The organism is Candidatus Phytoplasma solani (genome assembly GCF_040126175.1).
Classification (GTDB): Bacteria; Bacillota_I; Bacilli_A; order Acholeplasmatales; family Acholeplasmataceae; genus Phytoplasma; species Phytoplasma solani_A.
In genome coordinates this window covers 209,024-233,204 of the sequence record NZ_CP155828.1, presented here as the reverse complement: position 1 = coordinate 233,204, position 24,181 = coordinate 209,024, and the positions used below count along the sequence as shown (strand labels likewise).

At 25.0% G+C, this 24,181-nt stretch carries 26 protein-coding genes and 1 other RNA gene; 3 read left to right on the top strand and 24 right to left on the bottom strand.

The genetic code is table 11. The features are described from left to right. Positions 1 to 570: 570 nt before the first annotated feature. From rnpB to PSOL_RS01065, 24 genes are all read right to left on the bottom strand, one after another. An RNA gene (gene rnpB / locus PSOL_RS01180) (RNase P RNA component class B) lies at positions 571 to 952 on the bottom strand. 402 nt (positions 953 to 1,354) lie between these two features. Then, positions 1,355 to 1,636, bottom strand: coding sequence for a hypothetical protein (locus PSOL_RS01175; RefSeq protein ID WP_349402124.1), 282 nt, complete (start codon positions 1,634 to 1,636; stop codon positions 1,355 to 1,357). 62 nt (positions 1,637 to 1,698) lie between these two features. Further along, a complete protein-coding gene (locus PSOL_RS01170) occupies positions 1,699 to 1,914 on the bottom strand; it encodes a YneF family protein (RefSeq protein ID WP_349402123.1) in 216 nt (71 codons plus the stop codon). 43 nt (positions 1,915 to 1,957) lie between these two features. Continuing rightward, positions 1,958 to 2,521 carry a 16S rRNA (guanine(966)-N(2))-methyltransferase RsmD gene (gene rsmD, locus PSOL_RS01165; protein WP_349402122.1) on the bottom strand — a complete coding sequence of 188 codons (564 nt, stop codon included), beginning with the start codon at positions 2,519 to 2,521 and terminating at the stop codon, positions 1,958 to 1,960. Next, positions 2,518 to 3,096: a bis(5'-nucleosyl)-tetraphosphatase (symmetrical) YqeK gene (gene yqeK / locus PSOL_RS01160; protein ID WP_349402121.1), complete on the bottom strand. Its 579-nt coding sequence runs from the start codon at positions 3,094 to 3,096 to the stop codon at positions 2,518 to 2,520. The genes rsmD and yqeK overlap by 4 nt, the downstream gene beginning before the upstream one ends. 1 nt (position 3,097) lies before the next feature. Next, positions 3,098 to 3,652 (bottom strand): YqeG family HAD IIIA-type phosphatase, encoded by a 555-nt coding sequence (locus PSOL_RS01155; RefSeq protein WP_349402120.1) that lies wholly within the window; start codon positions 3,650 to 3,652, stop codon positions 3,098 to 3,100. Continuing rightward, positions 3,642 to 4,112 (bottom strand): transcription elongation factor GreA, encoded by a 471-nt coding sequence (gene greA, locus PSOL_RS01150; RefSeq protein WP_349402119.1) that lies wholly within the window; start codon positions 4,110 to 4,112, stop codon positions 3,642 to 3,644. Before greA ends, PSOL_RS01155 begins: the two co-directional genes overlap by 11 nt. A 36-nt stretch (positions 4,113 to 4,148) precedes the next feature. Beyond that, positions 4,149 to 4,745 (bottom strand): O-methyltransferase, encoded by a 597-nt coding sequence (locus tag PSOL_RS01145; RefSeq protein ID WP_349402118.1) that lies wholly within the window; start codon positions 4,743 to 4,745, stop codon positions 4,149 to 4,151. Continuing rightward, on the bottom strand, positions 4,738 to 5,184 hold the full coding sequence (gene ruvX, locus PSOL_RS01140; protein ID WP_349402210.1) for a Holliday junction resolvase RuvX: 447 nt from the start codon (positions 5,182 to 5,184) through the stop codon (positions 4,738 to 4,740). Before ruvX ends, PSOL_RS01145 begins: the two co-directional genes overlap by 8 nt. Positions 5,185 to 5,219: 35 nt before the next feature. Then, the gene (alaS, locus tag PSOL_RS01135) at positions 5,220 to 7,808 is read right to left on the bottom strand and encodes an alanine--tRNA ligase (protein WP_349402117.1); all 2,589 of its coding nucleotides are present in this window, start codon (positions 7,806 to 7,808) and stop codon (positions 5,220 to 5,222) included. Positions 7,809 to 8,072: 264 nt separating this feature from the next. Next, positions 8,073 to 9,467: a 2-hydroxycarboxylate transporter family protein gene (locus PSOL_RS01130; protein ID WP_349402116.1), complete on the bottom strand. Its 1,395-nt coding sequence runs from the start codon at positions 9,465 to 9,467 to the stop codon at positions 8,073 to 8,075. An 852-nt stretch (positions 9,468 to 10,319) separates the two neighbouring features. Next, entirely contained in the window at positions 10,320 to 11,327 is a 1,008-nt protein-coding gene (gene gap, locus PSOL_RS01125; RefSeq protein WP_349402115.1) for a type I glyceraldehyde-3-phosphate dehydrogenase, read from the bottom strand. 70 nt (positions 11,328 to 11,397) lie between these two features. After that, entirely contained in the window at positions 11,398 to 12,600 is a 1,203-nt protein-coding gene (locus tag PSOL_RS01120; protein WP_349402114.1) for a phosphoglycerate kinase, read from the bottom strand. Positions 12,601 to 12,682: 82 nt separating this feature from the next. Beyond that, positions 12,683 to 13,549 (bottom strand): class II fructose-bisphosphate aldolase, encoded by an 867-nt coding sequence (locus PSOL_RS01115; protein ID WP_349402113.1) that lies wholly within the window; start codon positions 13,547 to 13,549, stop codon positions 12,683 to 12,685. A gap of 142 nt (positions 13,550 to 13,691) precedes the next feature. After that, entirely contained in the window at positions 13,692 to 14,486 is a 795-nt protein-coding gene (locus PSOL_RS01110) for an HAD family hydrolase (protein ID WP_349402112.1), read from the bottom strand. A gap of 89 nt (positions 14,487 to 14,575) precedes the next feature. Continuing rightward, positions 14,576 to 15,400 carry a triose-phosphate isomerase gene (gene tpiA / locus PSOL_RS01105; protein ID WP_349402111.1) on the bottom strand — a complete coding sequence of 275 codons (825 nt, stop codon included), beginning with the start codon at positions 15,398 to 15,400 and terminating at the stop codon, positions 14,576 to 14,578. Positions 15,401 to 15,681: 281 nt separating this feature from the next. After that, positions 15,682 to 16,566, bottom strand: coding sequence for a phosphatidate cytidylyltransferase (locus PSOL_RS01100; protein WP_349402110.1), 885 nt, complete (start codon positions 16,564 to 16,566; stop codon positions 15,682 to 15,684). A 61-nt stretch (positions 16,567 to 16,627) separates the two neighbouring features. Continuing rightward, positions 16,628 to 17,182, bottom strand: a complete 555-nt coding sequence (gene frr / locus PSOL_RS01095; protein ID WP_349402109.1) for a ribosome recycling factor — start codon at positions 17,180 to 17,182, stop codon at positions 16,628 to 16,630. Further along, positions 17,158 to 17,901 carry a UMP kinase gene (pyrH, locus tag PSOL_RS01090; RefSeq protein WP_349402108.1) on the bottom strand — a complete coding sequence of 248 codons (744 nt, stop codon included), beginning with the start codon at positions 17,899 to 17,901 and terminating at the stop codon, positions 17,158 to 17,160. The genes frr and pyrH overlap by 25 nt, the downstream gene beginning before the upstream one ends. A 77-nt stretch (positions 17,902 to 17,978) precedes the next feature. Then, positions 17,979 to 18,812, bottom strand: a complete 834-nt coding sequence (tsf, locus tag PSOL_RS01085; protein ID WP_349402107.1) for a translation elongation factor Ts — start codon at positions 18,810 to 18,812, stop codon at positions 17,979 to 17,981. Between the two features lie 147 nt (positions 18,813 to 18,959). After that, entirely contained in the window at positions 18,960 to 19,754 is a 795-nt protein-coding gene (rpsB, locus tag PSOL_RS01080; RefSeq protein ID WP_349402106.1) for a 30S ribosomal protein S2, read from the bottom strand. A 346-nt stretch (positions 19,755 to 20,100) separates the two neighbouring features. Then, positions 20,101 to 20,562, bottom strand: a complete 462-nt coding sequence (gene dut / locus PSOL_RS01075; RefSeq protein WP_349402105.1) for a dUTP diphosphatase — start codon at positions 20,560 to 20,562, stop codon at positions 20,101 to 20,103. An 84-nt stretch (positions 20,563 to 20,646) separates the two neighbouring features. Then, positions 20,647 to 21,291: a uracil-DNA glycosylase gene (locus tag PSOL_RS01070; RefSeq protein ID WP_349402104.1), complete on the bottom strand. Its 645-nt coding sequence runs from the start codon at positions 21,289 to 21,291 to the stop codon at positions 20,647 to 20,649. A gap of 46 nt (positions 21,292 to 21,337) precedes the next feature. Continuing rightward, entirely contained in the window at positions 21,338 to 21,973 is a 636-nt protein-coding gene (locus PSOL_RS01065; protein ID WP_349402103.1) for a signal peptidase I, read from the bottom strand. 437 nt (positions 21,974 to 22,410) lie between these two features. Here PSOL_RS01065 and PSOL_RS01060 point away from each other — a divergent pair, with 437 nt between their 5' ends. The 3 genes from PSOL_RS01060 (at position 22,411) to PSOL_RS01050 (ending at position 23,810) form a co-directional block, all read left to right on the top strand. Continuing rightward, positions 22,411 to 22,992, top strand: a complete 582-nt coding sequence (locus tag PSOL_RS01060) for a hypothetical protein (protein WP_349402102.1) — start codon at positions 22,411 to 22,413, stop codon at positions 22,990 to 22,992. A 544-nt stretch (positions 22,993 to 23,536) separates the two neighbouring features. Next, complete coding sequence (locus tag PSOL_RS01055) at positions 23,537 to 23,671, top strand: SVM family protein (RefSeq protein WP_349402101.1); 135 nt, start codon at positions 23,537 to 23,539, stop codon at positions 23,669 to 23,671. Between the two features lies 1 nt (position 23,672). Beyond that, a complete protein-coding gene (locus tag PSOL_RS01050) occupies positions 23,673 to 23,810 on the top strand; it encodes a hypothetical protein (protein ID WP_349402100.1) in 138 nt (45 codons plus the stop codon). Positions 23,811 to 24,181: the final 371 nt, after the last annotated feature.

Here is a 24,181-nt window from a genome sequence, read left to right as displayed (position 1 = left end):
TTCAATACTTTTTTTATGATTCATATATTTATTTTTTTGAAATATAAAAAAAATATTTAAAACCAATTATAATATATATATATATATATCAATAGTGTTATAACATAAAAAAATTCAAAGTTACACAAAAATATAAGCTGATAAAAATCAAAAATATTAAACATTAAGATAACATAAAAAACTATCAAAAAGTTAAGAAAGGTATTGTTAATAGTTAAAAAGAGATAAAAATATATTAAGTTATTATGCAAAATATAAAATTTTATAAAAAATATTTTGCCCAAGCAAAGAAAAGAATAAAAAAAGAAATAGAATAGATGAAAAAAAACTTATTATTATTCATTTAAGCATAAAAAATTGCTAAAATCTAAAAAATAATCTTGGTAATAAAAAGTCACAATCAAATTTAATATTATTAATAACTTTTATAATTTTAATAAAAAGTTTAAAAAAACATAGTCACTGCAACATTTTAACTTTTTTTAATGCAAAAAATTAAAAGATAAAAAATAACAATAACCTTTAATTTTTATGTTATTGGAAAGTTTTAAAAAAAGAAAATTGGTCAATGTGCATAAGCCATGTTTTGTTCTTGTTAAAAACAAGTGTGATCATTTATCTTCTACTCAAAAAGTAGTGTAAATCTAACTTCATTTTTGTTGACTTACATGCCCCTACCATTTTTTTTGGGTTGTTAGCTTGAGGGGTTTATCGCGTTTCACCTAATTATTTCTAATTAGCTCGTCTCTGTGACACTTTCAGTTTTCATTTCATAAATTTAAACAAGATAAATCCTTAGAAATCAAAAACGCCGTTGCTTTCTTTTTAAAGCACTCTAAGTTATTTATTCCTTAGACACAAACACTACATGCAATCGCAGCATGTGCTAACATGGACTTTCCTAAGCTTAAAAAAATAATTAAATTTTTTCAAACCTCGATCACCTTCCATTGACCTATTTTATTTTATCAAATAATTATTATTTAATATATTTAAAAAAACTTTTTTAATTAAATTTTAGTAGCTATCCATTAATTTCTTATTGTTGTTAAATTAAATAATTAAAATTACCAAATCAAAAAAAACTAAAAAACAAATCAAAACCTTAGCAAATTATTCTTTCTAAGCGATATCAAATATTTTTATTGAATTACTATATTTTTTTAGAAGATATTTTTAATAAATATTGTTAATTTAACAATTAGAAAATTTTTTTAAATCGAAAGTTATGTTTGTTTAAACCACAAAAATAGATTTACTTAGAAAAAACAAAGTTTTAAAAATTTTAATATTTTGTCTTTAATGTTTTTTTAAAATTTTTTGTTTTTGAGTAGTTGTATATTTTTCCGGTTTCTTATAATAAATAATTTTTTTTTAAAACATTATTTTTGTTGATAATTTTTCTCACTAAAGGATTTAATACATAACTATTGTATTTTTGGTTAAAAATAACTTTTTTTATAAAAATAATATTTAAATTTAATAAATTTTTAGTAATATTAGCATCTTTTGTTAAAAAAAAGGGTTTTTCTTTTTCTTTGACAAAACTTTTTAAAATTTCTTTTTCTAACTCTCCACAAACTATTAAATAATTTTTAATTTTAGTTTTAACGTTTTTTTGATAAAAATAATTCATTATTAAAAAAATAATGCTAGTTAAAATAATAATTAAATATGGTAGTAGTGGTGTCATTTTTTTTATTTAACTTGTTTCATGCTATTGATGATTTGGCGAATTTGTTTTTCAGAAGGAGTGCGCCCCATTTGACGAAACATTTCTTTAATTTGTCTTTCATTAATGGGAGGATTTTTTTGTAAATAGTTTTTAAACCAACGAAACATGAAAAAAGCTCCTAAAGCACCACCTATTAAAAGTCCTAAAATAAAAAGTCCTAAAGACGACCAAGTAGACATTTTTCTTACTCCTTTTTTTATTTTTAATTTTTTTTCATTAAAATTACAGATTTTTTTGATAAAATTGTAGCTTCTTGTTGCCATAATTTTTTTCTTTAGTTAAAACAAATTCTTTGATTTTATAAGGTAAATAAGTTTTGCGGTGTAATTCGCAAATAATTACACTTTTTTGATGGGTTACTTTCCCTAAGTTTTCCAAAACGGGTAAATATAAGTTTTTAAAATAAGGAGGATCTAGAATAACAAAATCAAAGATGAAATTAAGTTTTTGAAATTTTTTTAAAGCAAATAGATAATGAGAATAATAAATAACACTCTGACCTAAATTAAGTTTTAATTTTTGTTGATTGTCTTTTAATGTTTGAAAAGCCCTGAAAGAGGAATCAACGAAAAAAACTTGTTTAGCGTTCCTGCTTAAAGCTTCAAAACCATAAGAACCATTGCCAGCGAATAAATCCAAAATTTTTGTGTTTTCTATTGAATTACCTAAAACATTAAAAAGAGCTTCTTTAACTAAGTTGCTAGTGGCTTTAGTTTTGAATGATGGTACTAATTTGATTTTATGACCTTTATATTTTCCGCTAATGATGTTAGTAGTTTTTGTCATAATATCTTTCTTTTTTTGATGTCTTTTTCTAAAAATGCAAGCATTAATTGATAATTATATGGAAGGGGATGCTTTTTTTTTTGGAAATAATCAAAATTATTTTTTAAAATTTCGTATACAGCTTGATGGATATTAAGATAAGCTAATTTTTCAAAATATGATCTTTGAGGATAATTTCTTTTAGGTTCAATTTTATCACTTAAAAAAACAATTTTATCACAATAATTCATTTTAAAATCACCCCAAACATGTTTTTTAATAGCATTTAAAATAATTTTATTATTGATGTCTAATTCTTTTTTTAAAAAATTAGCTGCTGATAAAGCATGAAAAATAGCTGGTGTATTTTGATATTTGGTGATACTTATTGTAGTTAAATAAGGTTTTTGTTGTTCTAAAGTATCGTTTTTAGTGTAGTCATGAAACAAAGCAGCAATTTGAATGGGTAATAAAGGTTTACGGTAATGCCTTGCCATTTTGGTGGCAGTCCGGTAAACTCTTAAAGAGTGATTTAAACGCAATGGATCATTTTTTAATTTATTTTCCACAATGTGGCGAATTTTTGCTAATAACATCTTAATTTCTTTCAAAATCTTCAAATTTATTTTTCCATAATAGATAGTCTTCTTTTTTTAATTTTTTTAAAAATTTTTTTTCTCTATAAAAACGATTAAATTTAGTCCATAAACTTTCTTGCTTATAATTTAATGGTTTAACCAATAAAGAAGTAATTCCTATTTGATTAGCGCCGTTAACGTCTGTGTGCAGTTGATCTCCAATCATCAAAACTTTAGATGGTTCCAAATTAACTGCTTTTAAAGCTTTTTGAAAAGATATTATTGAAGGTTTTTTAATGAATAAATTTAAGTAAATAAAATTTAAATCTTGTTGTAAAACTTTTTGCAATCGTTTGTAAGAAGCATTTGAAAGGATAATTATTTTAAAAGAATGTGATATTTGAGTTAAAAGATTTTTAATATTTTCATCTAATTTATTTTTTTTACATTCAACTAAAGTATTATCTAAATCAAAAAATAAAGCTTTAATACCTTTTTTTTTAAAAAAATCAAAAGGTATTTTGTAAACAGAAGGATAATAGTATTGAGGTATATATTTTTTTTTATTCAACATTTAAAATTTTAACCTTGAAGGTTTTTCCAGTCTCACTAGTTACAAAAACAACATCTCCTATTTCACGACCTTTGATTTTTTTTCCTAAAGGAGATTCAACCGAAATTTTATTACTGAATGGATCTGATTCTAAGGTACTTACCAATTCAATTTCTTCTTTTGTCCCAAAATGGATCATTTCTAAAGATACTTTTTTGCCAATGCTTATTTCTTTATCTTGAGAAACTTTGACAACGCGAACATTTTTTAAAATATTTTGGATTTCTGTAATACGATATTCTATTAAAGCCTGTTCATTACGTGCAGCATCATAATCAGCATTTTCTGATAAATCTCCTTGCTCACGCGCTTCTTTTAAAGCTTCTAAGTTTTCTTTTCTTTTAACTTCTTTCAAAAAAAGTAATTCTTTTTTTAATTTTGATATTCCTGATTGGGTTAGTTCATAAATTGTGTTGTTCATAAAAAACCTTCTTTTTAATTTATCTTAAACAAGCAATCATGATTGCTTTGTATTATCTGTTATTTTATAAGAAATACTCAAACCATCGCCAATATTCTTAAAAATAGTTTTAAAATCTGGATTATTTTGCAAAAATATTATAAAATCGTGCATTCTTTTGAAAATTCCTTTTGGCTTACTGGCTTCTTGCTTATTTTGAAAACAATTTAAATGTATATTATCACAAATAATTAACCCTTCAGGACTAAGTAAGGAGCAATATTTTAAAAATATTTTTTTATATTGGGCTTTAGCGGCATCAATTAAAATCAAATCGTATTTTTTTAAGTGATTCATTGGATAAATTAAAGCTTCTGTCCAAATAACATTGATTTTAAAAGGTGTACATTTAAGAAAATTTTTAGCTAAATGATAATTGAGATAATCTCTTTCTAAAGTATCTATTTGAGTGTCTGTAAAACTCATGGCTAAAGCACTATAGCCAATGGCGGTTCCAATTTCTAAAATCTTTTGTATTTTATTTTGATTAATAATTTGGAGTAAAAAAGATAAACTATTGTTTTGAATTATGGGGATGTGATTATCTTGAGCGTATTTCTTTAATTTGTTTAAATATCTTTCTTTATTAAACATTACCAATCTCTTTAAAATCTAGATAATTTTGTAAAATAATAGTAGCCGCAATTGCATCTTTCATTTCTTTTATTTGAACTTTTGTTTTGTTGTTTTGTCTTAAAATTTTGAGTGATTGGACAGTGGTTAAACGTTCATCCCACAAAATAATTTCAATTTGAGGAAATTTGTTTTCAAGTAATTTTTTAAATTCAATACTGATTTTAGCTTTAATTCCTACAACATTATTCATGTGTTTGGGATATCCCAAAACAATTGTTTTAGTTTCATAACAAGCGATAATTTCTTTTAAAGGTTTAATTAATTGTTGATATTGGTGAATAGGAAAAATAATGGTTTTTAATTTTTGAGCAATAATTCCTGTTTCAGATAACGCAATTCCTAGAGTTTTTTCACCTAAATCAAATCCTAAGTAAGAATTACAATAATTTATATTAATAACAATAAAAAACTCCTTCCTCCAAATTACTTGTTTTAAGTAATTTTAAATTTTTCTTTTAAGATTTTGATTGTTTGATCCATGTTTTGAGTGGTTTTGGTGCCACCTTGTCCTAAAAAAGCATTTCCGCCACCTTGCCCTAAAGCTAATAAAGAAATCTCTTTCACTAATTTTCCTGCATGCCAAGTTTTACTTTTACACAAGAAAATAACTTTCGGAAGACTTAATTGACAAATAAATAAAACTTCTAGTTTAAAAGTATCAAAAATATTGTTCATAAAATACTTTAAAACTTCAACGTTTTTATCTCCTTCAACAATGATTAACATTTCTTTAGTGATAGTGTTAGGTAAAAATTTATTTTTTTCTTGGATCATTTCTTTTTGATGATATTTTAAGGAATTTTTTTCACAAAGAACTATTTGTTTTTGCAACTCTTTAAGATATTTCTGATAATTGATAATATCTTGATAACTTTGTTTTATTTTAGGGGTGGGAGGCAATTGAAAAACAAGTTTTTTTATTTGTGTTTTTTGTATCAAAAGTTTTTCTGTTGTCTGATAAGTTTTTAATTTATTAGCTAAAACTTTTTTTAAATTCGAACCACAAACTGCTTCAATGCGATAAATCCCCGAACTGATAGTTTCACAAGATAAGATGGCAAAACGTTCTAAATTTTTAGTTTGTAAAGCGTGAGTTCCGCCACATAAATTAACTATAAAATCATTTCCTATGCTTACCACTCTTACTTGTTCTTTATATTTAGCTTTAGGATTTTTTTTCAAAAGAACATTATAATTAATTTTTGCTTCTTCTATGGGGATATTTTTGATTTTAACAGATAAATTTTTTTCAATTAAATAATTAACTTCTTTTTCGATTTGAATTAATATTTCAGGTGTTATTTTTTCAAAATGATTAAAATCATAACGTAAAGAGTTAAAACCAACTAATGAACCTTGTTGTTCTAAGTGATTACCTAATTTGATACGTAAGACTTTTTCCAAAAGATGCGTTACTGTGTGGTGGTAAGAAATTTGCTCTCTTTTCTTTTGATTAATTTTAGCAAAAACTTCTTGCCCTTCGTAAAAAGATTCTGCAACTTGATGCAAATGTTGTCCATTTGGTAATTTAATAATATTTGTTACTTTTTTTTCTTCAATTGTTCCTTCATCAGCTATTTGGCCTCCCATAGGCGCATAAAAGGGAGTTTTTGACAAAACTATTCCTTTGTCAAAAACTTTAATGACTTTGGTTTGAATAGCAAAATTATTATAACCTACAAATTCGCTTTTTTCATGAAAATTTAAGAATTTTTCTTCTTGTTGATTCATCTTTGTTACAAATAATTGTTTTTGTTTAGATTTATTTTGGTGTTCTTTAAGTAAGACTTTAAATTGGTTATAATCAGTTGCAATATTATTATTTTTGGCATAATCTAGAATTAAATCTTCGGGAATGCCATAAGTATCATATAATTTAAAAAAATTTGCACCTGACAAAGCTTTTTTGTTGACATAATGAAAAAATTTAGCTTCTGCAGTTTTTAAAGTTTCTAAAAAAATATGCTCTTGTTTTAATATAACATCTGCGATATAATTTTGATTTTTAGTTAATTCAGGATAAAAATCTTTCATCATATCAACCGTTTGAGGAACTAATTGATACAAAAAGGGTTGATTTAAATTAATTTTTTTTCCCTGGTTAACTGATCTTCTTAAAAGTTTTTTTAAAACATAGCCTCTTTTTTCGTTGGTTAAAATGGCTCCGTCATTAATAGCAAAAACAAGCGTTTTTAAATGATCTGCAATTATTTTAAAACTTTTTTGACCTTGATAAGAAATTCGAGATAGTTTTCCTATTGTTTTAATTAAAGGAAAAAAAAGATCAGTTTCAAAATTATTTTTAGTTTTTTGCATGACAGCGGCTAAACGTTCTAAACCTGCTCCTGTATCAATATTTTTACTTGGAAGTTCTTGATATCTTTCAACAGTTATTTTGGGATCACAATTATATTGAGAAAAAACAATATTCCAAATTTCGATAAAACGATTATTTTCTAAATCTTCAATAATTAATTCTTTGTAACGAGTATCATATTTGTCCCCTTTATCGAAAAAAATTTCCGTACAAGGACCTGAAGGACCAGGACCAATTTGCCAAAAATTACTTTTTAAAGGAATAAGTCTATCTTTTGGTATTCCTAAGTCCAACCAATATTGATATGTATCTTTATCTTTGGGATAATAAGTGATGTATAGTTTGTCTAAAGGTAAGGAAAACCATTTAGAGGAAATTAATAATTCATAAGCATAATTAATGGCTTCTTTTTTAAAATAATCGCCAATTGAAAAATTTCCTAACATTTCAAAAAATGTATGATGACGTGAAGTTTCCCCTACATTTTTAATATCATTGGTACGAATACATTTTTGCACATTCACAATCCTTTTGCAAAGTGGCACTTCTCTTCCGTCAAAATATTTTTTCAAAGGAGTAATTCCAGCGTTAACCCATAATAAAGTAGGATCTTGATGGGGAATTAAAGAAAATGATTTCTCTATATGATGATCTTTGCCAGCAAAAAAATCAAGCCACATTTTTCTAATTGCAAAAGATTTCATGAACTTTTTCGCTCCTTTTTTATTTTTATTGTTTTTTTATTAATTTTTTTGTTTTTGGGTAATCTCATTTCTTTTTTTTGATAACAACCAGTAAAAAAATTGATATTCCCATCATAAGAAAAAAGTATTATTTGTGAAAATTAAAATAAATCATCAAACATTATTTTATCATTTTTTTTGCTTTTAATTTGTTGTAAAAAGAAAAGATGTTGATTTTTATTAGAAACTTTTGATAGAAAAATCATAATAAAAAATTAAAAAAGATTAAGGGTTAAGTGATATAATAAATTTAAAAAAAATATTCATCATAACAAATACAATAGGTCCTACGATTCTAGTTGCTATATTGGCTAAAGGAAGTAAATTCATTCTATGACTGATTGACATAATACCGATATTCCCCATGCTACCAACGCTATGAGAACAAAGACCCGCTGTTAACGATGCTTCCAAAGGATAAAAACCAAAACTTTTGGCTAATAGAAAAACAACAAAAACAACACTTAACAAAGAAATTAATACCATAATTAGAATTGTAACATCTGTGATACAACTTTGCAATTGTTCAAATTTAATAGAAATACCAAAACACACTAAAGCTGCAGGAGTAAAATTAATGATAATAAATTTGGATGATTGAATTATAGCTTTTTCTAAATGATAAGGAATAAAATCAAAAATCTTAATTATAACTAAAATTACAATTAAATAAACCATTAAATCCGTCGAAAAATTATAAATCATCAAAATTTTATTAATAATACTAGCTCCATTGTATAAAGCGAACATGATTAATAAACCATTGCAAATGTCTTGATATTGTTGTTTGGAGTCTAATGGACAAAAATATGATTTTTGTTTGTTATTGCCTTCTTTTGGAACTTTTGGAATATATTTGTTGGTTGTTATTTCTAATTTTTGGTTACCGCTATAAATTGTTTTATCAAACAAACTATAAAGAATCCCTCCCAGAAGGATAGCTAAAATACGTGTTAAAATCAAAGGAGCTACCAAAAAACTTCTTATTTGAGAACTAGTAATCTTTATTTTATCAAAGAATTTAGGAAAAATCTCTTCTGAAAAACGATTAACACCAAGATTGGTGCCACCACTTGTTAAAGGGTTACAAAAGTAAAAAATAGTATCTAAAAAACGTCCGCGAGAAATAAATCCTTTAGGTATTTGATACCTTAATAAAACACCTGCAATTCCAACTAATAAAAAATTACAAAATAAAGCAATTAAAGTTAAAGGAATAAATTTCCAAAAAGATTTTTTTAATAAAATTTTATCAATACTTAAAATGCTGCCAATAGTAGTTATAGTAACAAAAAATTGAGCAAAATTTATACCCAAATAATCTTTAATATCAGGTTTATTAAAAAAATCCTTCTCTATTTTTTGAGCTAATATTTCAGGAATAATGTCTTTATGGACTAAAAAAGAAGGAATAATAAGACAAAGTAAAAATCCACCTCCCAATTTATTCAAATAAAGAGTTTTATTTCCAATAAAATTTAGCCAAAAACCTAATACCATAGTTAAAAACAAAGGAGTTATTAAAGGATGCCACAAATTATTGATTTTACCTTGATTTTTAATATACCATATTTGTAAAATAGCAATTAGCAAAAAGAAACCAAATAAAGAGTGTTGCAAACTAAAAAACCTTTTAAATTTTGTTTTTATTTTATAATTAAAGTTTTTGAAATTATTATTTTTTACTTTCAAGTTGATTCAAAATCCTTTATTAAAATTTTTGTAATATAATTAAAAATACTAAATAAAACTAAACACTTTTTTAAAAACTAACCTTAAATATTGTTTTTTTATCTTAATTTTGTGCAGAGTTTGGGGTGCCTTTAAAATATCTTCATTGGAACATAAACGACAAATGATTTGATATATCATTATTTTATTAATATATATATATATTTGTGATTAAAAAACAACTCTTCTTTGATATTAAAAAAAGAGTTGTTTCAAATTAACAATTATCTTGAAAAAATGCTGATCCTTTGTTTTGTTGCTTTTCGCTTTTTAACAAAAAATTAGTGTTAATTTAATGTTTGGTTAATAAATTTATTCGAAAGCCAAATTTAAATATAACAACTAACAAAAGTAAAGCAATAATAATTTTAAAAATGCTACGAAAGCAAACAAAGATTAAACTGATTGTAGAAGCTATGATAATCATTTGATAATTATAATTTATATTGTTCCAAAAAGAAAAGAACAAGTCAAATGTTTTTTTAATAATTTTTTTTAAACCCTTAGCTATTTTATTAATGTGTTTATTTTAAGAATAAACACCAATATTAATTATAAGATATTTTTTTAACTTTTATTAATTTTTTTAATGTTTTAAATTTAAAAAAAATGAATTTAAAAAGTTTTAAAAAATATAACTACTACAAATAATTTTTTTAATTTTTATAAATTTTAGGTTAATCATCATAATTTTAAAATAAAAAAATAGACCATTTTGATAAATGGTCTTTTAAAAAGGGTTCAACTTAAACTTGATATTTTATATAGTAATCTTACTAACTGATTAACATAACTCATTTCGTTGTCATACCAAGACATTAATTTAATAAATCTTGGACTTTCTTTTAATATTTGTAAAGTATTTGCATCATACAAAGAGCCATAAGTAGTACCTACAATATCTGATGATACAATCGGATCTGTAATGTAAGCTAATGTTTCATTTGCGCTTTTTTTAAAGGTTTCATTAATAGTTTGTGCTGTTGCTTCTTGTTTTAATTCTACTGTTAAATCCACCAAAGAACCAGTAATAGTAGGGACTCTAATGGCTGTTCCATCTAACTTACCTTTTAATTCAGGAATAACTAAGCCAATAGCTTTAGCAGCACCAGTAGAACTTGGAACCATATTAAAAGCTGCTGCTCTACCACGTCGAGTCCAAATACCTTTAGGATGGTTTTGATCTATTAAACTTTGATCACTTGTATAACTGTGAACAGTAGTCATAAAAGCTTGTTTAATGCCAAAATGATCATTTAACACCTTAGCGATTGGCGCCAAACAATTAGTAGTGCATGATGCGCCACTTACAATAACATCATCCTTGTTTAAAATGTGATCATTAACATTATAAACAACTGTTTTAACATCTCCGGTTGCGGGGGCACTAATTAAAACTTTGAGAGCGCCAGCCGCTAAATGTAAGGAAGCTTTTTCTTTATCAGTAAAAAAACCTGTACATTCTAAAACAATGTCAACTTTTAATTCTTTCCAAGGTAAATCTTGTGGATTTCTTTCTTGAAAAACAGGAATTTTTTCTCCTTCAACTATTAAATGTTTGCCTTCAAAACGCACAGCATCAACTTTATAAGGTTTTTGCATGCTATCATATTTGAGTAAATAAGAAACAGTTTCTAAAGATGATAAATCATTAATTGCTACTACTTGAAATTTAGGATCTCCAAAAATAAGACGAAAAGCTAATTTGCCGATACGACCAAAACCATTAATTGCTACTCTAACTTTCATAATTGTTAAAACCTCGTTTTTTTTATTTTTTTTAATTGATAAATTATTTATCTTTTGTAAAAAAAAGAAATCATGATTTAGTTGTATTTTGAATGCATGTAATTCCTGGCATGGGTTTTCCTTCTAAAAATTCTAAAAAAGCCCCGCCACCAGTTGAAATATGACTAAAATGATTTTCTAAACCAAATTTAAAGACAGCAGCTGCACTATCTCCTCCGCCAATAATAGTTGTTGATGATGTAAATAAGCTAATAATTTGAGCTATATTTTTAGTGCCTTGACTAAATTTTTCAAATTCAAAAACACCTACAGGGCCATTCCAAAGAATTGTTTTGGCTGTTATTAAATAACTTTTGAAAAGTTTAATCGTTTCTGGTCCAATATCAAGGCCCATAAAATTATCAGGAATATTAAAATATTGATAAACAACTGCTTGAGTGTCTGGCAAAAATTCCTTTCCACAAACAAAATCTTTCGGTAAAATTATTTTTTTAGCTTCTGGAGAAGATAATAATTCTTTAACTAAAGGGATTTTATCAGTTTCTAACAAACTAGTACCAACGTTAAAACCTTGAGCTTTTAAAAAAGTATAGCTCATCCCGCCCCCAATTAAAAGAAAATCAACTTTTTGCAACATATTTTTAATTAATTCTATTTTATCAGTAACTTTAGAACCTCCTAAAATAGCAATTAACGGTCTTTGAGGGTTAGAAATTATTTTTTGAATAAAATTGATTTCTTTTTCAATCAAAAAGCCAAAACATTTTGCTTTGATGTTGGTAGCAATTCCTACATTAGAAGCGTGAACACGATGACAGGTGCCAAAAGCATCATTGACAAATATATCCCCTAAAGAAGCCCAATACTTACCTAATTGAGGATCATTTTTACTTTCAGCTTTGTTATTTAAATCTTCAAAACGAGTATTTTCTAACATTAACACATCACCTGGAAGTAATTTATCAATAGCCTCTTTTACAAGCCTACCTTTTGTTTCTGGAACAAAAATAACTTTTTGTTGCAAATAAAAAGATAACTTTTCGGCTATCGGTTTTAAACTAAAATAAGCTTTTTGAGTTTCATCTTTAATTCTTCCTAAATGCGATAAAATAATGATTTTACCTTTGTTTTTAATTAAATATTTGATAGTTGGTAAAATAGCTTTAATTCTATTGTCATCTGTAATAACATTATTTTCTAAAGGGACATTTAAATCAGCCCTCAATAAAACTTTTTTATTTTCTATATTGAAATGAGTTAACTGAGTCTTCATAGCAATTACACCTTTTAATTTTAAATATTTTTACATTTCTAAATTAATATCATGTTGTTTTTGTTAAAAAAATATTTTTGTATTAAGCTTTATTGATTGAACCAAAAAGAGCTAACTTATATTTTATTTCTTCTTTAATCGCTATAAATCCAGGGTTTAATAATTTACGCGGGTCAAAGCCTTTATCTTTTAAATCTTTTCCTTCTTCGATATATTTTCTAGTTGCTTTTGCAAAAACCAATTGAAACTCTGTATTAACATTAATTTTGACTACTCCTAAAGCAATGGATTTTTTGATGATATCTTCGGAAATGCCGCTTCCTCCATGTAATACCAAAGGAGTATTTTCGTTAGTTAATTCTCTAACTTGATTAAAAACTTTAAAATCAAGCCCAGCCCAATTTTCAGGATATTTACCGTGAATATTACCAACACAAGCAGCAAGCATATCAATTCCTAAATCAGCTATTTTTTTACATTCTTCCGGATCAGCTATTTCACCCTGACCAACAATACCATCTTCTTCGCCACCAACGCTTCCTACTTCTGCTTCAATCAAAAGTCCTCTATCGTGACATATCTTTGTCATTTCTTTTGTTTTCATTAAATTAATCTCAAAATCAAAACGACTACCATCAAACATAATAGAAGTAAAGCCGGCTTCAATTGCTTCTAAACCACCTTCAAAAGAACCATGATCTAAATGAAGAATAACAGGGACAGAAATTTTATAATAAGCATCAAGTTCTTTCACCAAAGCAAAAGCAGTTTTAAATCCTCCCAAGTATTTAGCAGCTCCTTCAGAAACTCCTAAAATAATAGGAGATTGTAACTCTTGAGCTGTTTGTAAAGCTGCTTTAGTCCATTCTAAATTATTAATATTTACTTGAGCTATAGCATATTTTTGTTGATGCGCTTTTAAAATAATTTTTTTATCTGAAGTTAACATTTAATTAAACCTTTTCTTTGATTTAAAATAATTTTTGAGAAATTGTTCCTTTTTGGATGTTTGATAAAATAATACTTGAAATTAAAAAGAGGTAAAAATGAAACCACTTATAAAACAAACTAAAACCAAAAAAATATTTTTTTTAAATTAAAGAATTTTGTTTTAAAAAATCATAAAATTTATTAGTATCAATATGAGGAGATAAAAGATTTGAATTGTCTCTAATTTCTTGACAATTAGTGTTATCCATCCCTATACCAATATCAGCATATTTAAGCATATCAACATCATTATAACCATCTCCTACACAAATTAATTGATGCTCTTTATATAAAGATTTTATTAACTTAATTCCACGAGTTTTATTTATTTTTTCGGGAAGCAAATCAACTCCACCATCGCTTCTCCAATAATATTTTTGTAAATGTGAAAAATCTTTTAAAAAATATTCTAATTTTTTACGATTTGGTTCAAATAACCAAACTTGATAAACGTTGTTATAAAGATGAAATTGAGAATCGACTAAAAAATTTTTATTGGTGAAATAAATTTCTTGCAAAGAAGTAGGAATTAAATCTTTTTGACTAGGAACAATTTCTTGGTTGAAACCTGTAAGACCAATATAAATTTTAGCTTGATGAGCTTTGTTGATCAACTCTTGCACTATTTCTCTTTGAAAAGGTCTATCATCGATAACTTTATCAAAAACTTTGGTTAAACCACCATTAAATAAGACTAAATGATTAAAATATGGCATTAAATCTCCTAAAACATTAATTCTTTTCATATTTCTTCCAGTAGCTATTCCTAAAATAACGTTAGGGTTTTTAGCTAATTCTTTGATGGCTTCATTAGTTTGAGAAAAAATTTGTTTATATTTAGAGCTTAAAAGAGTACCATCAATATCAAAAAAAAACATCTTTTTAGTTGGTATCATTTTAAAAAACTCCTTATGTTATTTTTTAAAATAAAATTTAATATGAGGTTTTAAAATTAAAAAATAAGCAATATTATTTTTGGTTAAGTTTAAGAACAAAAAAGGCAATCATCTTTTTTTAATTTTTTTCGGGAACAAGTTTGCAAACATTTCATAGCTGTTTGAGTAAAAAATAAAAAATCTTTCACTTCTAAAGCAGCTTTCCCCACTAAAACACCATCAATAGCGATTTGTTCTAAAATATTTTCGATATTATCACAAGAAACAGAACCACCATAAAGAATTCTTACAGATTCTGCCATTTGATTTGAATATAAAGTAGCAATTTTATTTCTAATTTGTTGAATAATGTTATTAGCATCCTCGGGAGTGGCAGTTTTTCCTGTCCCAATTGCCCAAACAGGTTCATAAGCGATTATTATTTGTTCTAAGGAATTTTGTGGAACACCTTTTAAAGATTGAGTTAATTGTTTTTCTAAAAAAACTTTAGTTTCGTTTTTTTCTTTTGTTTCAAGGGTTTCACCCAAACATAAAATAGGAGATAAATTGTTTTGAAGCGCTTTTAATAATTTTAAATTTACTAATTGATCAGTTTCTCCAAAAATAATTCTTCTTTCGCTGTGACCCAATAAAACATATTTTACCCCCAAAGAAATCAAATTAAGGGGGGATATTTCTCCTGTAAAAGCTCCTTCATTTTTATAAAAGATGTTTTGAGCGCCAATTTTAAGATTAGGTCCTTGATTTTGAACTAAAAAATCTAATAAAGTGCTTTGGGCAAAAATAATAGTTTCTACTTCTTTTGGGGTTGGAACTTTAAAATTAACCTTTTGTATAAATTCTAAAGCTTCATTTTTGTTTTTATACATCTTCCAATTTCCAGCGATAACTTTAATTCTTTGATGATTATTCATAAAATAACTCCTTTGAATATTTTATTTGTCAAAAAGATAAATTATTTTTAAAAAACATTTAATTTGTATTTTATTGTTTAAAAATAATATATATTCAAGCTTATCAAAAGGTAATATTATATTGTTTTTTTGATTATAAAATTTTGACTAAAAAGAAGTAATTAAAAAAAGAAATAATAAATATTAATAAATAAAATTATATCATATGAAATTATAACACAAAATAATCCAAAAAATGATAATATTCAACAAATAAAAATAAAAATTACAAGAAACTCAGTCTAGTTTAAAAATATGAAAGTAAAAAAGAAAAGTGAGAAAAAAGCAGTTAAAAGCCAAGAGTCAAAACGATCTAAAAAACCACCATGACCAGGTAAAATATTACCAAAATCTTTAATATTAAAATCTCTTTTAAATTTAGAGGCTAATAAATCACTGATTTGAGAAATAATAGAAATTGCAAAAGCAAAAAAAATAAATAAAGAGTAGTTGTTAATTTTATTCCAAGTGAAAAAAAAGATAAAAGTAGCAATCACAGATCCCAAAGTACCTAAAATAGCTCCTTTTTTGGTTTTTTTAGGACTGAGATGAGGCACTAAAAGACCTAAATTTAAAAAAGGACAAAAACGTGGGAAGCGAGCTAAAAAAGCAAAGGAATCAGTTAAAACAATTAGCAAGACAAAAAAAAGTAGATAAGGTAAAGTCGATAAAATTAAAGTCAAAAGACAAGACATGCCAACGCCAATATAAATCATAATCAGAAAAATTTTAGCTAGATCTGAGGTATGCCAAGAAGATAAAAAAACAAAAAAAAATAAAAGTAAAATAAAAGGAGAGAATAAAAGAAAAAAACTGTATTTATCAAAAGAAAAAGGAATTTTATCGAGAAATCTTACTTGGTTTGGTAGTAACTTTTGCTTTTGCAAAAAAATAAAAAGAATGATAAAAAACAATAAAGTCAAGATTATGATAATGAAATTTTTGCTAAAAGATTTTTGAGAACTTACTTTTTTTTCTTCTTTGTTAAAAATAATTAACATTTCTTGAGATGCTTTAATAGTTAAACCGACAAAGATCAAAAATTTAATTTCACCATTAGGAAGAAAATAAAAGAAAAAAGAAAATAAAACCAAACTTAAACCTGTTATTATTCTCTTTTTTATCATAAAAAAACCTCCTAATTGGGTTAAAATATTTTTTGAAAAATATGAAAAATAAATGAAAAAATTAAGCTTTTAAAAGCTCTTTGTTTTTATTGATAGTTTCTTTTTCAACTATTTTAATATTTTTGTCAGTTAAAAATTGAATTTTGTTTAAATATAAAGTTTCTAAGTCTTTGGTAAGTGATATTTTTTTAATTTGAATGTTGCCATCGCGTCGAATATTTCTAATAATTATTTTAGTTTGTTCAGCTATTTTTTCGACTTCTTTTGTCAAAGCTTTTCTTCTTTCTTCTGTTGGTTTAGGAAAATTAAGCCTTAAAATAACTCCATCAGTTTCAGGGGTGATTCCTAAATCAGAGGCTAAAAGAGCTTTTTTAATTGAAGGAATTAAAGTTTTTTCATAAGGTTTAATTTGTAATTGAGTTCCTTCAGAAATACTAACAGAAGATAATGTTTTTAAAGGGGTTTCGGTTCCATAATAATTAATATTTATTTTATTCAAAATATTAGAATTAGCAATTCCTGTTCTAATATCTAAAAATAATTTTAACATCATTTCTTGCGCTTGGGACATTTTTTTTTCAATTAATAAAACTATTTCTTGGGTTTGTTGTTCCACTTTTGTTCTCCTTTTGAACTAATAATAGTGCCGATTTCTTTTTGTAAAACAGCTTTTTTAATGTTTCCTGATTGAAGCATGTTGAAAACTAAAATATCAATATTATTTTCTAAACAAAGGGATGCTGCTGTTATATCCATAACAGAAAGTCTTTGTGATAAAATTTGTTCGTGTTTCATCTTTTTTAATAAAATAGCATTATCGTGTTTTTTAGGATCTTTATCATAAACTCCTTCGATGTTGTTTTTAGCCATCAAAATAACATCAATATGTAATTCAGCCGCTCTTAGAGCAGCAGCAGTATCGGTTGAAAAATAAGGTGAACCAGCACCAGCACCTAAAATAACTACTCTTCTTTTTTCTAAATGACGAAGAGCTTTTCTACGAATATAAGGTTCTGCTACTGTAGCAACGGGAAAGGCCGTCATAACTCGAGTAATTGTTTGTGTTTGTTCTAAGGCATCTTGTAAAGCTAAAGAGTTCATAATAGTGCCTAACATCCCCATATAATCAGCTTGAGAACGGTCCATACCTAGTTCTTCTCCGGTTCGTCCACGCCAAAGGTTGCCTGCTCCTACAATAATCACAATTTGAATTCCTAAATCCTTAATGTCTTTAATTTCTAAAGCGATTTTTTTAATAGTTATAGGATCGATACCGTGGGAAGTGTCTCCTTTGAGGGATGCACCACTTAATTTTAAAAGAATTTTTTTATACATTTGACAACCTTTTTTTGTGAACACCTGAAAAATGTTTTTCAAGCAAGATATTTTTATTTTTAAAAAAATAATTGAATTTATTGATTAGTAATTGACCAACGGAAATAAGAAATAACATCTGTATTATGTTTTTTAAGATAATCTTTTACTTTTTGTTCATTGTTCTTGACAAAAGGTTGCTCTGATAAACAAATTTCTTTTAAAAGTTTATTTAAACGATTTTGGACTATTTTATCTAAAATATGTAAAGGTTTTTTTTCTTCTAAAAGTTGCTTTTCAGTTTGTTTTTGTAAGATATTTTTTTCAGTAGTTAAAAATTTAGGGTTAACTTTTTCAAGGGTTAAAAATTTAGGGTTAAAAGCGGCTATATGCATTGCTATATCTTCAGCAATCAAAGGATGATTGTTTTTTAAAACTACCAAAACAGAAATACGACCACCTTGATGTTTGTAAGTGCCAAAAACTTCTTCTTCTTTTTTGGTAACTTTTAATACCTTTTTAAGGGTTATTTTTTCACCTAAAACAGATGTTTTTTCTAAAAGTAAATCTTGAATTGTTTTGTTTTGGTACGCGAAAGCTAAAACTTCTTCAACACTTTGCAATTGTTTTTGAAGAATTACTTCTCCTATAATATTAATTAATTGTTGGAAATATTCGTTTTTAGCAACAAAATCTGTTTCTGAATTTAATTCATATAAAAAAGCATCATTTCGAGAAAAAACAATATTAGTTAAACCTTCTGAAGTTATACGATATTGTTTTTGAGCTGCTTTAATGATTCCTTTTTCTCTTAAAAAAATAATTGCTTTTTGTAGGTTTCCTTCTGTTTTTTCTAACGCTTGTTTGCATGCAATCATTCCAGCGTGAGTTTGTTGTCTTAATTCTTTAATCATTTCTGCTGTTATTTTCATTTTCGTGTTTAATCCTTTTGTTATTTTACTTTTTTCAAATTAAAATTAAATTAATGTTATAATAATTTTTCGTATCTTTATCATATTATTAAAAAAAACAATTCCTAATCAATAATAATTATTTCTTGTTTTTTATAGAAAAATAACTTAATTAAAAGTTGTTGGTTTTACTGTTTCTTGATAAGTTCTTTTGTTTTGTTGATAGGAAGGTTTCGGTTTTAAAACGTTTTTAGCATCAAATTGCTCAGATTTTTCAGCGACACCGCCATTTCCTTCAATACAAGCGTTAGCAATCACCCAAGTAATTAATTTAACACCTCTAATAGCATCGTCATTAGCAGGAATGATGTAATCAACTAAATCAGGATTACAATTAGTATCTACAATGCCAAAAATTTTAATATTTAATTTACGAGCTTCTGCGACAGCATTTTTTTCTTTTTCAGGATCTATAACAAAAAGAGCTTGAGGTAATTCTTTCATTTCTTTAATTCCTCCCAAAAATTTTTCTAACTTATCTCTTTTCCTTTTCAATTGAACTACTTCTTTTTTAGGTAATTTTTTCCAAATACCATCTTCTTCTTGTTTATACAAATAATGCAATAATTGAATTCGTTTTAAAATGGTATTAAAATTAGTTAAAGTCCCCCCCAACCAACGATGATCAACACAATATTGATCGCAACGTTTTGACTCTTCTCTAATGGATGATTGAATTTGTTTTTTTGTTCCCAAAAATAAAATTTTGCCACCTTGATTAATTATTTTTAATAATTCTTGATAAGCTTCTTCAATTTTATCTGAAGTTTTTTTAAGATCGATAATGTGAATGCCGTTTCTTGATGTAAAAATATAACTTTTCATTTTAGGATTCCATTTTCTGGTGGCATGACCAAAATGAACTCCTGATTCTAATAATTGTTTCATCGTAACTACTGCCATTTTTATTAATAACTCCTTTGTTTTTTAATATTATTAAATAATAAAAAATAATAAAATTTTTGATAACAATAAATTTATTGTTGAACTTAACGTTTTTCTTTGATTTTTAAAAAAATAAAATTTTTTAATTATTTTTTTGTTTTTTTAACTTTTTTAATTTTGCTACTTGTGACAAAACAATCTCATAATTACATCTGTTTTTAATTTATTATTAAAACTTTATTAAATCGAAAAATTATTTTAACAATTAAGAAAATAAAAAAATATAAAAACAATAAAACAACATTTACCTAAAATATTTTAGCATATTTAAAGCCGTTTGGCAATTGTTTTTTTGTTGTATTAACTAATTTTTATTAGTTGTGCTACCAAAACCACCTTGTCTTAAAAAAGAAGGATTTTCTTCGTTAGTGATTAAAAAAAAAGTTTGAAAAATACCTTGAGCAATTCTTTCACCTTTAACAATTTTAACCATTTGAGAAGAAAAATTATATAAAGGAATAAAAATATGACCTTCATTGTAAGAATTATTATAATAATCACTATCAATCACTCCGACGCCATTAGCTATCATTAATTGTTTTTTTAAAGGCAAAGAGGACCTTGCATAAATTAATAATACTTCATTTTCGGGAAAATAAGATTTAATTCCTGTAGGAACTAATTGAATTGTTTGAGGTTTGATTTCTAGAGTTTGAGCTGCTTCTAAATCATATCCTGCACTTTTTTGGGTTTGTCTTTGAGGAAGATTAATATTTTGGTTTTTATAAAAAGTTATTTTTTCAAAAAAACGTTTTTTTTTAGACATAAAAAATTAAAACTTACCTTTCTTATTAAATTTGTAAAATAAGTTATATTTTGAAAAAAATGAATCAACAAATCAAAACAAAAATTAGTAAAGATGCCAATTAATTTCTTTAAGATTGTGTGATTTAAGATAAAGATTTGTTTTAGAAAATGGTTTGGAACCAAAAAAACCACTAGTAGCAGAAAAGGGAGAAGGATGAGCAGTTTTAAGGATATAATTATTTTTTGCTATAATATACTTTTCGTAAGTTTGAGCAAATTTACCCCACAAAAGATAGACTATATTTTTTTTAGTTTGTAAAGTTTGTAAAATAGTTTGAGTAAAAATTTCCCAACCGATTTTTTGATGACTTAAAGGTGTATTTTTTTGGACAGTTAAAACAGCATTTAACATTAAAACTCCTTCTAAAGCCCAGGAATTTAAATTATTTTGCTTATTTTCAATGTTTAAATCATCTTTTAATTCTTTTAAAATATTATTGAGGCTTGGAGGTCTTTTTTCACATTTAACACTAAAAGATAAACCGTGAGCTTGATTTTTTCCGTGATAAGGATCTTGCCCTAAAATAACTGCTTTTACCTTATTAAAGGGAGTTAAACGAAAGGCTGTAAAAATATCTTTGGTCGCCGGATAAATAATTTGGTCCTTCTTTTTTTCTTCTTGTAAAAATTGAACTATTTTTTGAAAATAAACTTTTTTTCTTTGCGAATCAATAATTTCTTGCCACATTAATTTTTTTATCTTACCTTTTAAGATTTTGATTTTTCATTAATAATTATTTTAAAATATTTATGTTTTTTTTAATCATACGCAAAAGCAAAAACATGATAATTAAATAAATAATCGTTAAGGATAAATATAAAGGATATTCCTTTAAATAATTAATAATTCTTCTGATTGATGGAATAATTTTTCTATCTTTCAATATAAATTTTCCAACAATGTTGTCATAAGGAATGTTTTTTTCATATGATAATTGAATATCATTTTTGTCGCCCCAAGTTGCAATAATTTTTTTTTTAGTATCATTTGAAACAACTCTATGAATAATAAATCGAGGAGTTTCTAATTGTGATTTACTTGAATATTGAGGATTTTGAAAAACAACAATATCTCCTGGTTTTAACTTAGTACAATTCCAAACACCCCTAATAAAGATAAAATCACCTTCGCCTCCAATATTTTCCTTCGGTCCATTAATAAAGGGAGACATACTACCTGAAGCAACAGGAAAACCAGCTAAACCAACCCATTTAGCAGAATTTTTAGGAAAGAAAATATTAGCGAAAGAAGCAATAAATAAATATAAAAGTAAAATATCTAAAAAAACAATGATTATCTTTTTAAAAATTGAAATAAGCAGTTTTGGTTGTTTTTTTTCTTTTTTTATATTTTTATTAATTGTTGACATAATAATCTTAATATCTAATTTTCCTTTAAAAATAAATTATAATTTATTTTTATCTCTTTTTATTACCACTAAATTAATTATAGCATATAAAAAGTATTTTTGATAAATGCAAGTTAGTTTAAAACAAAAAAAGAACAAAGTTGACGATAAGTAACTTTTGAAATGAAATAAAAAAGGAATCTTTTGAAAGATTCTTTTTAAAATTATTATATGTAATTGTTTATGATTATGCAAAAAAAAGAATTAATGTTATATTTGTCTTTGCGAATAGTAAAAATGCAATAACAAAATTTTTTTATGTAATACCAACTTTTTTAAAAATTTTTGAAATTTGTTGTCAGTACAAAAAACTTTTTTAATCGAAATTAAAAAATAAAGTTGTATAATAATAAGTTGAATTATAAATATTCAGCTTATTATTAAAAAGGGGAGATTAAATGAATTTATTTAAAAAAATCATAACAACTATTTATATTACCTTAATTATAATGTTAATTGCAATTATGGTTTATTTAGCTTGTTCTTATAACCACCAATCACCAAATGAGATTGATGACGTAACCAATCTTCAAGACAAAATTAAATATGTTTCATCAGAAAATAACGATAAAGATAGGAAAAAAGAAAAATTAATCAAAAAAATAAATAACAAAAATAACTGTCAACTTCAAGTTAATGAATGTCGCAAAATCATCAATAAATCAGAAGGCCAACGAAATATTCTAGAATTTGAAATCGAAACTTTAAAATTAAAAGAATTAGAAAATAAAAACACTAGTAAAAGTGAACAAATAAATAAATTAAAAAATAAAAACCAAAATAAAAAAACACAATTACAAACAAAAGGAATAACAATTTATAATAATCTTGAAATCATCCAAATAGAAAATGAAATCTCTAAATTACAAGATGAAGAAATTGAAATAGTTAAACAAATGGAGCAAATTAGAATTAAAATCGGCAAATTAGAAAATAAAAATACAATTATAGACCAAAAAAATATTAAATTGAATTACTAACCATTAAAAAAAATTATAATAAAATTAACAAGGTTTAATTTCCCTTGTTAAAACTATTGCTTGCCGTCTAATCCCCGCAGTAACTATATTTTTTTGAACTTTTTGAATTTAATTTTTATAAACTTTTTAAAATTATTTTTTATTGTGAAAGGAAATAAATATAAAATATGAATTCATACATTAAATCAGTATTACTTTTTTTAAAGTTTGCTTAACTGTTTATTGTGGGTGTAATACAATAGATATTTATAAAGAAGAAGTTGATTACTACTGGAAACCCATCAAAGAACAACAAAAATTAATTTTTCACAAAGAACAATTAAAAACAATATGCACAAATATTTTAAACAATAAAGAAAAGAAAAATTATACAACAATATTCGAATATAAAAAACAAATATTAATATAGAACAAATAATAAAATATATAGATAATTTAAATATTGAAAATATAAAACATTTTAAAAAATAATATTTAATTATTATAAGCATAAGCACGGTGAATTATTTGTATATAATAAAATATATCGAGATAGTTTGGATCAATGTTTAAAATAAAAAAACATGCATTATTATTTAAGATTAGTTTATTTATTTTATTAGGATTATTATTTGTTATCAATAATTATTGTGTGATGGCAATGGAAACTAAAAAAACAAAAATAATTTGTTTATGTTAGTTTGCACGCAATAAATCCTAAATTAAAAGTAACTGATTCAGAAGCAGATAATCCAAATTCTTCAAATAAAAAAAATCCTAAAGATAAAGAATGTGAAAAACCAAAAATAAATAATTATAAAAAACACAAAAAAAGCTAAACTGTTTAATTTTTAATAAACAGTTTAGCTTTGATATTTTTAATATTTTTTTGTTTTTGGGTGGTTGCCATTTTTGGTCCGGTGCCGTTTGCTAAAAAAATCATGGTTAGTGTGGAGTATTTAATGATTTTATTTTGAATGACTGTGATTACGCAATCCCATTGCACACCAGACAATAAAAAATAATTTTAAAAAGTTTATAAAAATTAAATTAAAAAATCTCAAAAAAATATAAGCACTACACAAATTTATTTTAGATAAAAAAATAATATATTTTTGTAGTTAAGTCTCCAAAAATTTTCAAAAAAAATATCAAAAAATAAACATTTACGGTGTTACTAATTGCATTTTAAATAACAATCAAAACCACA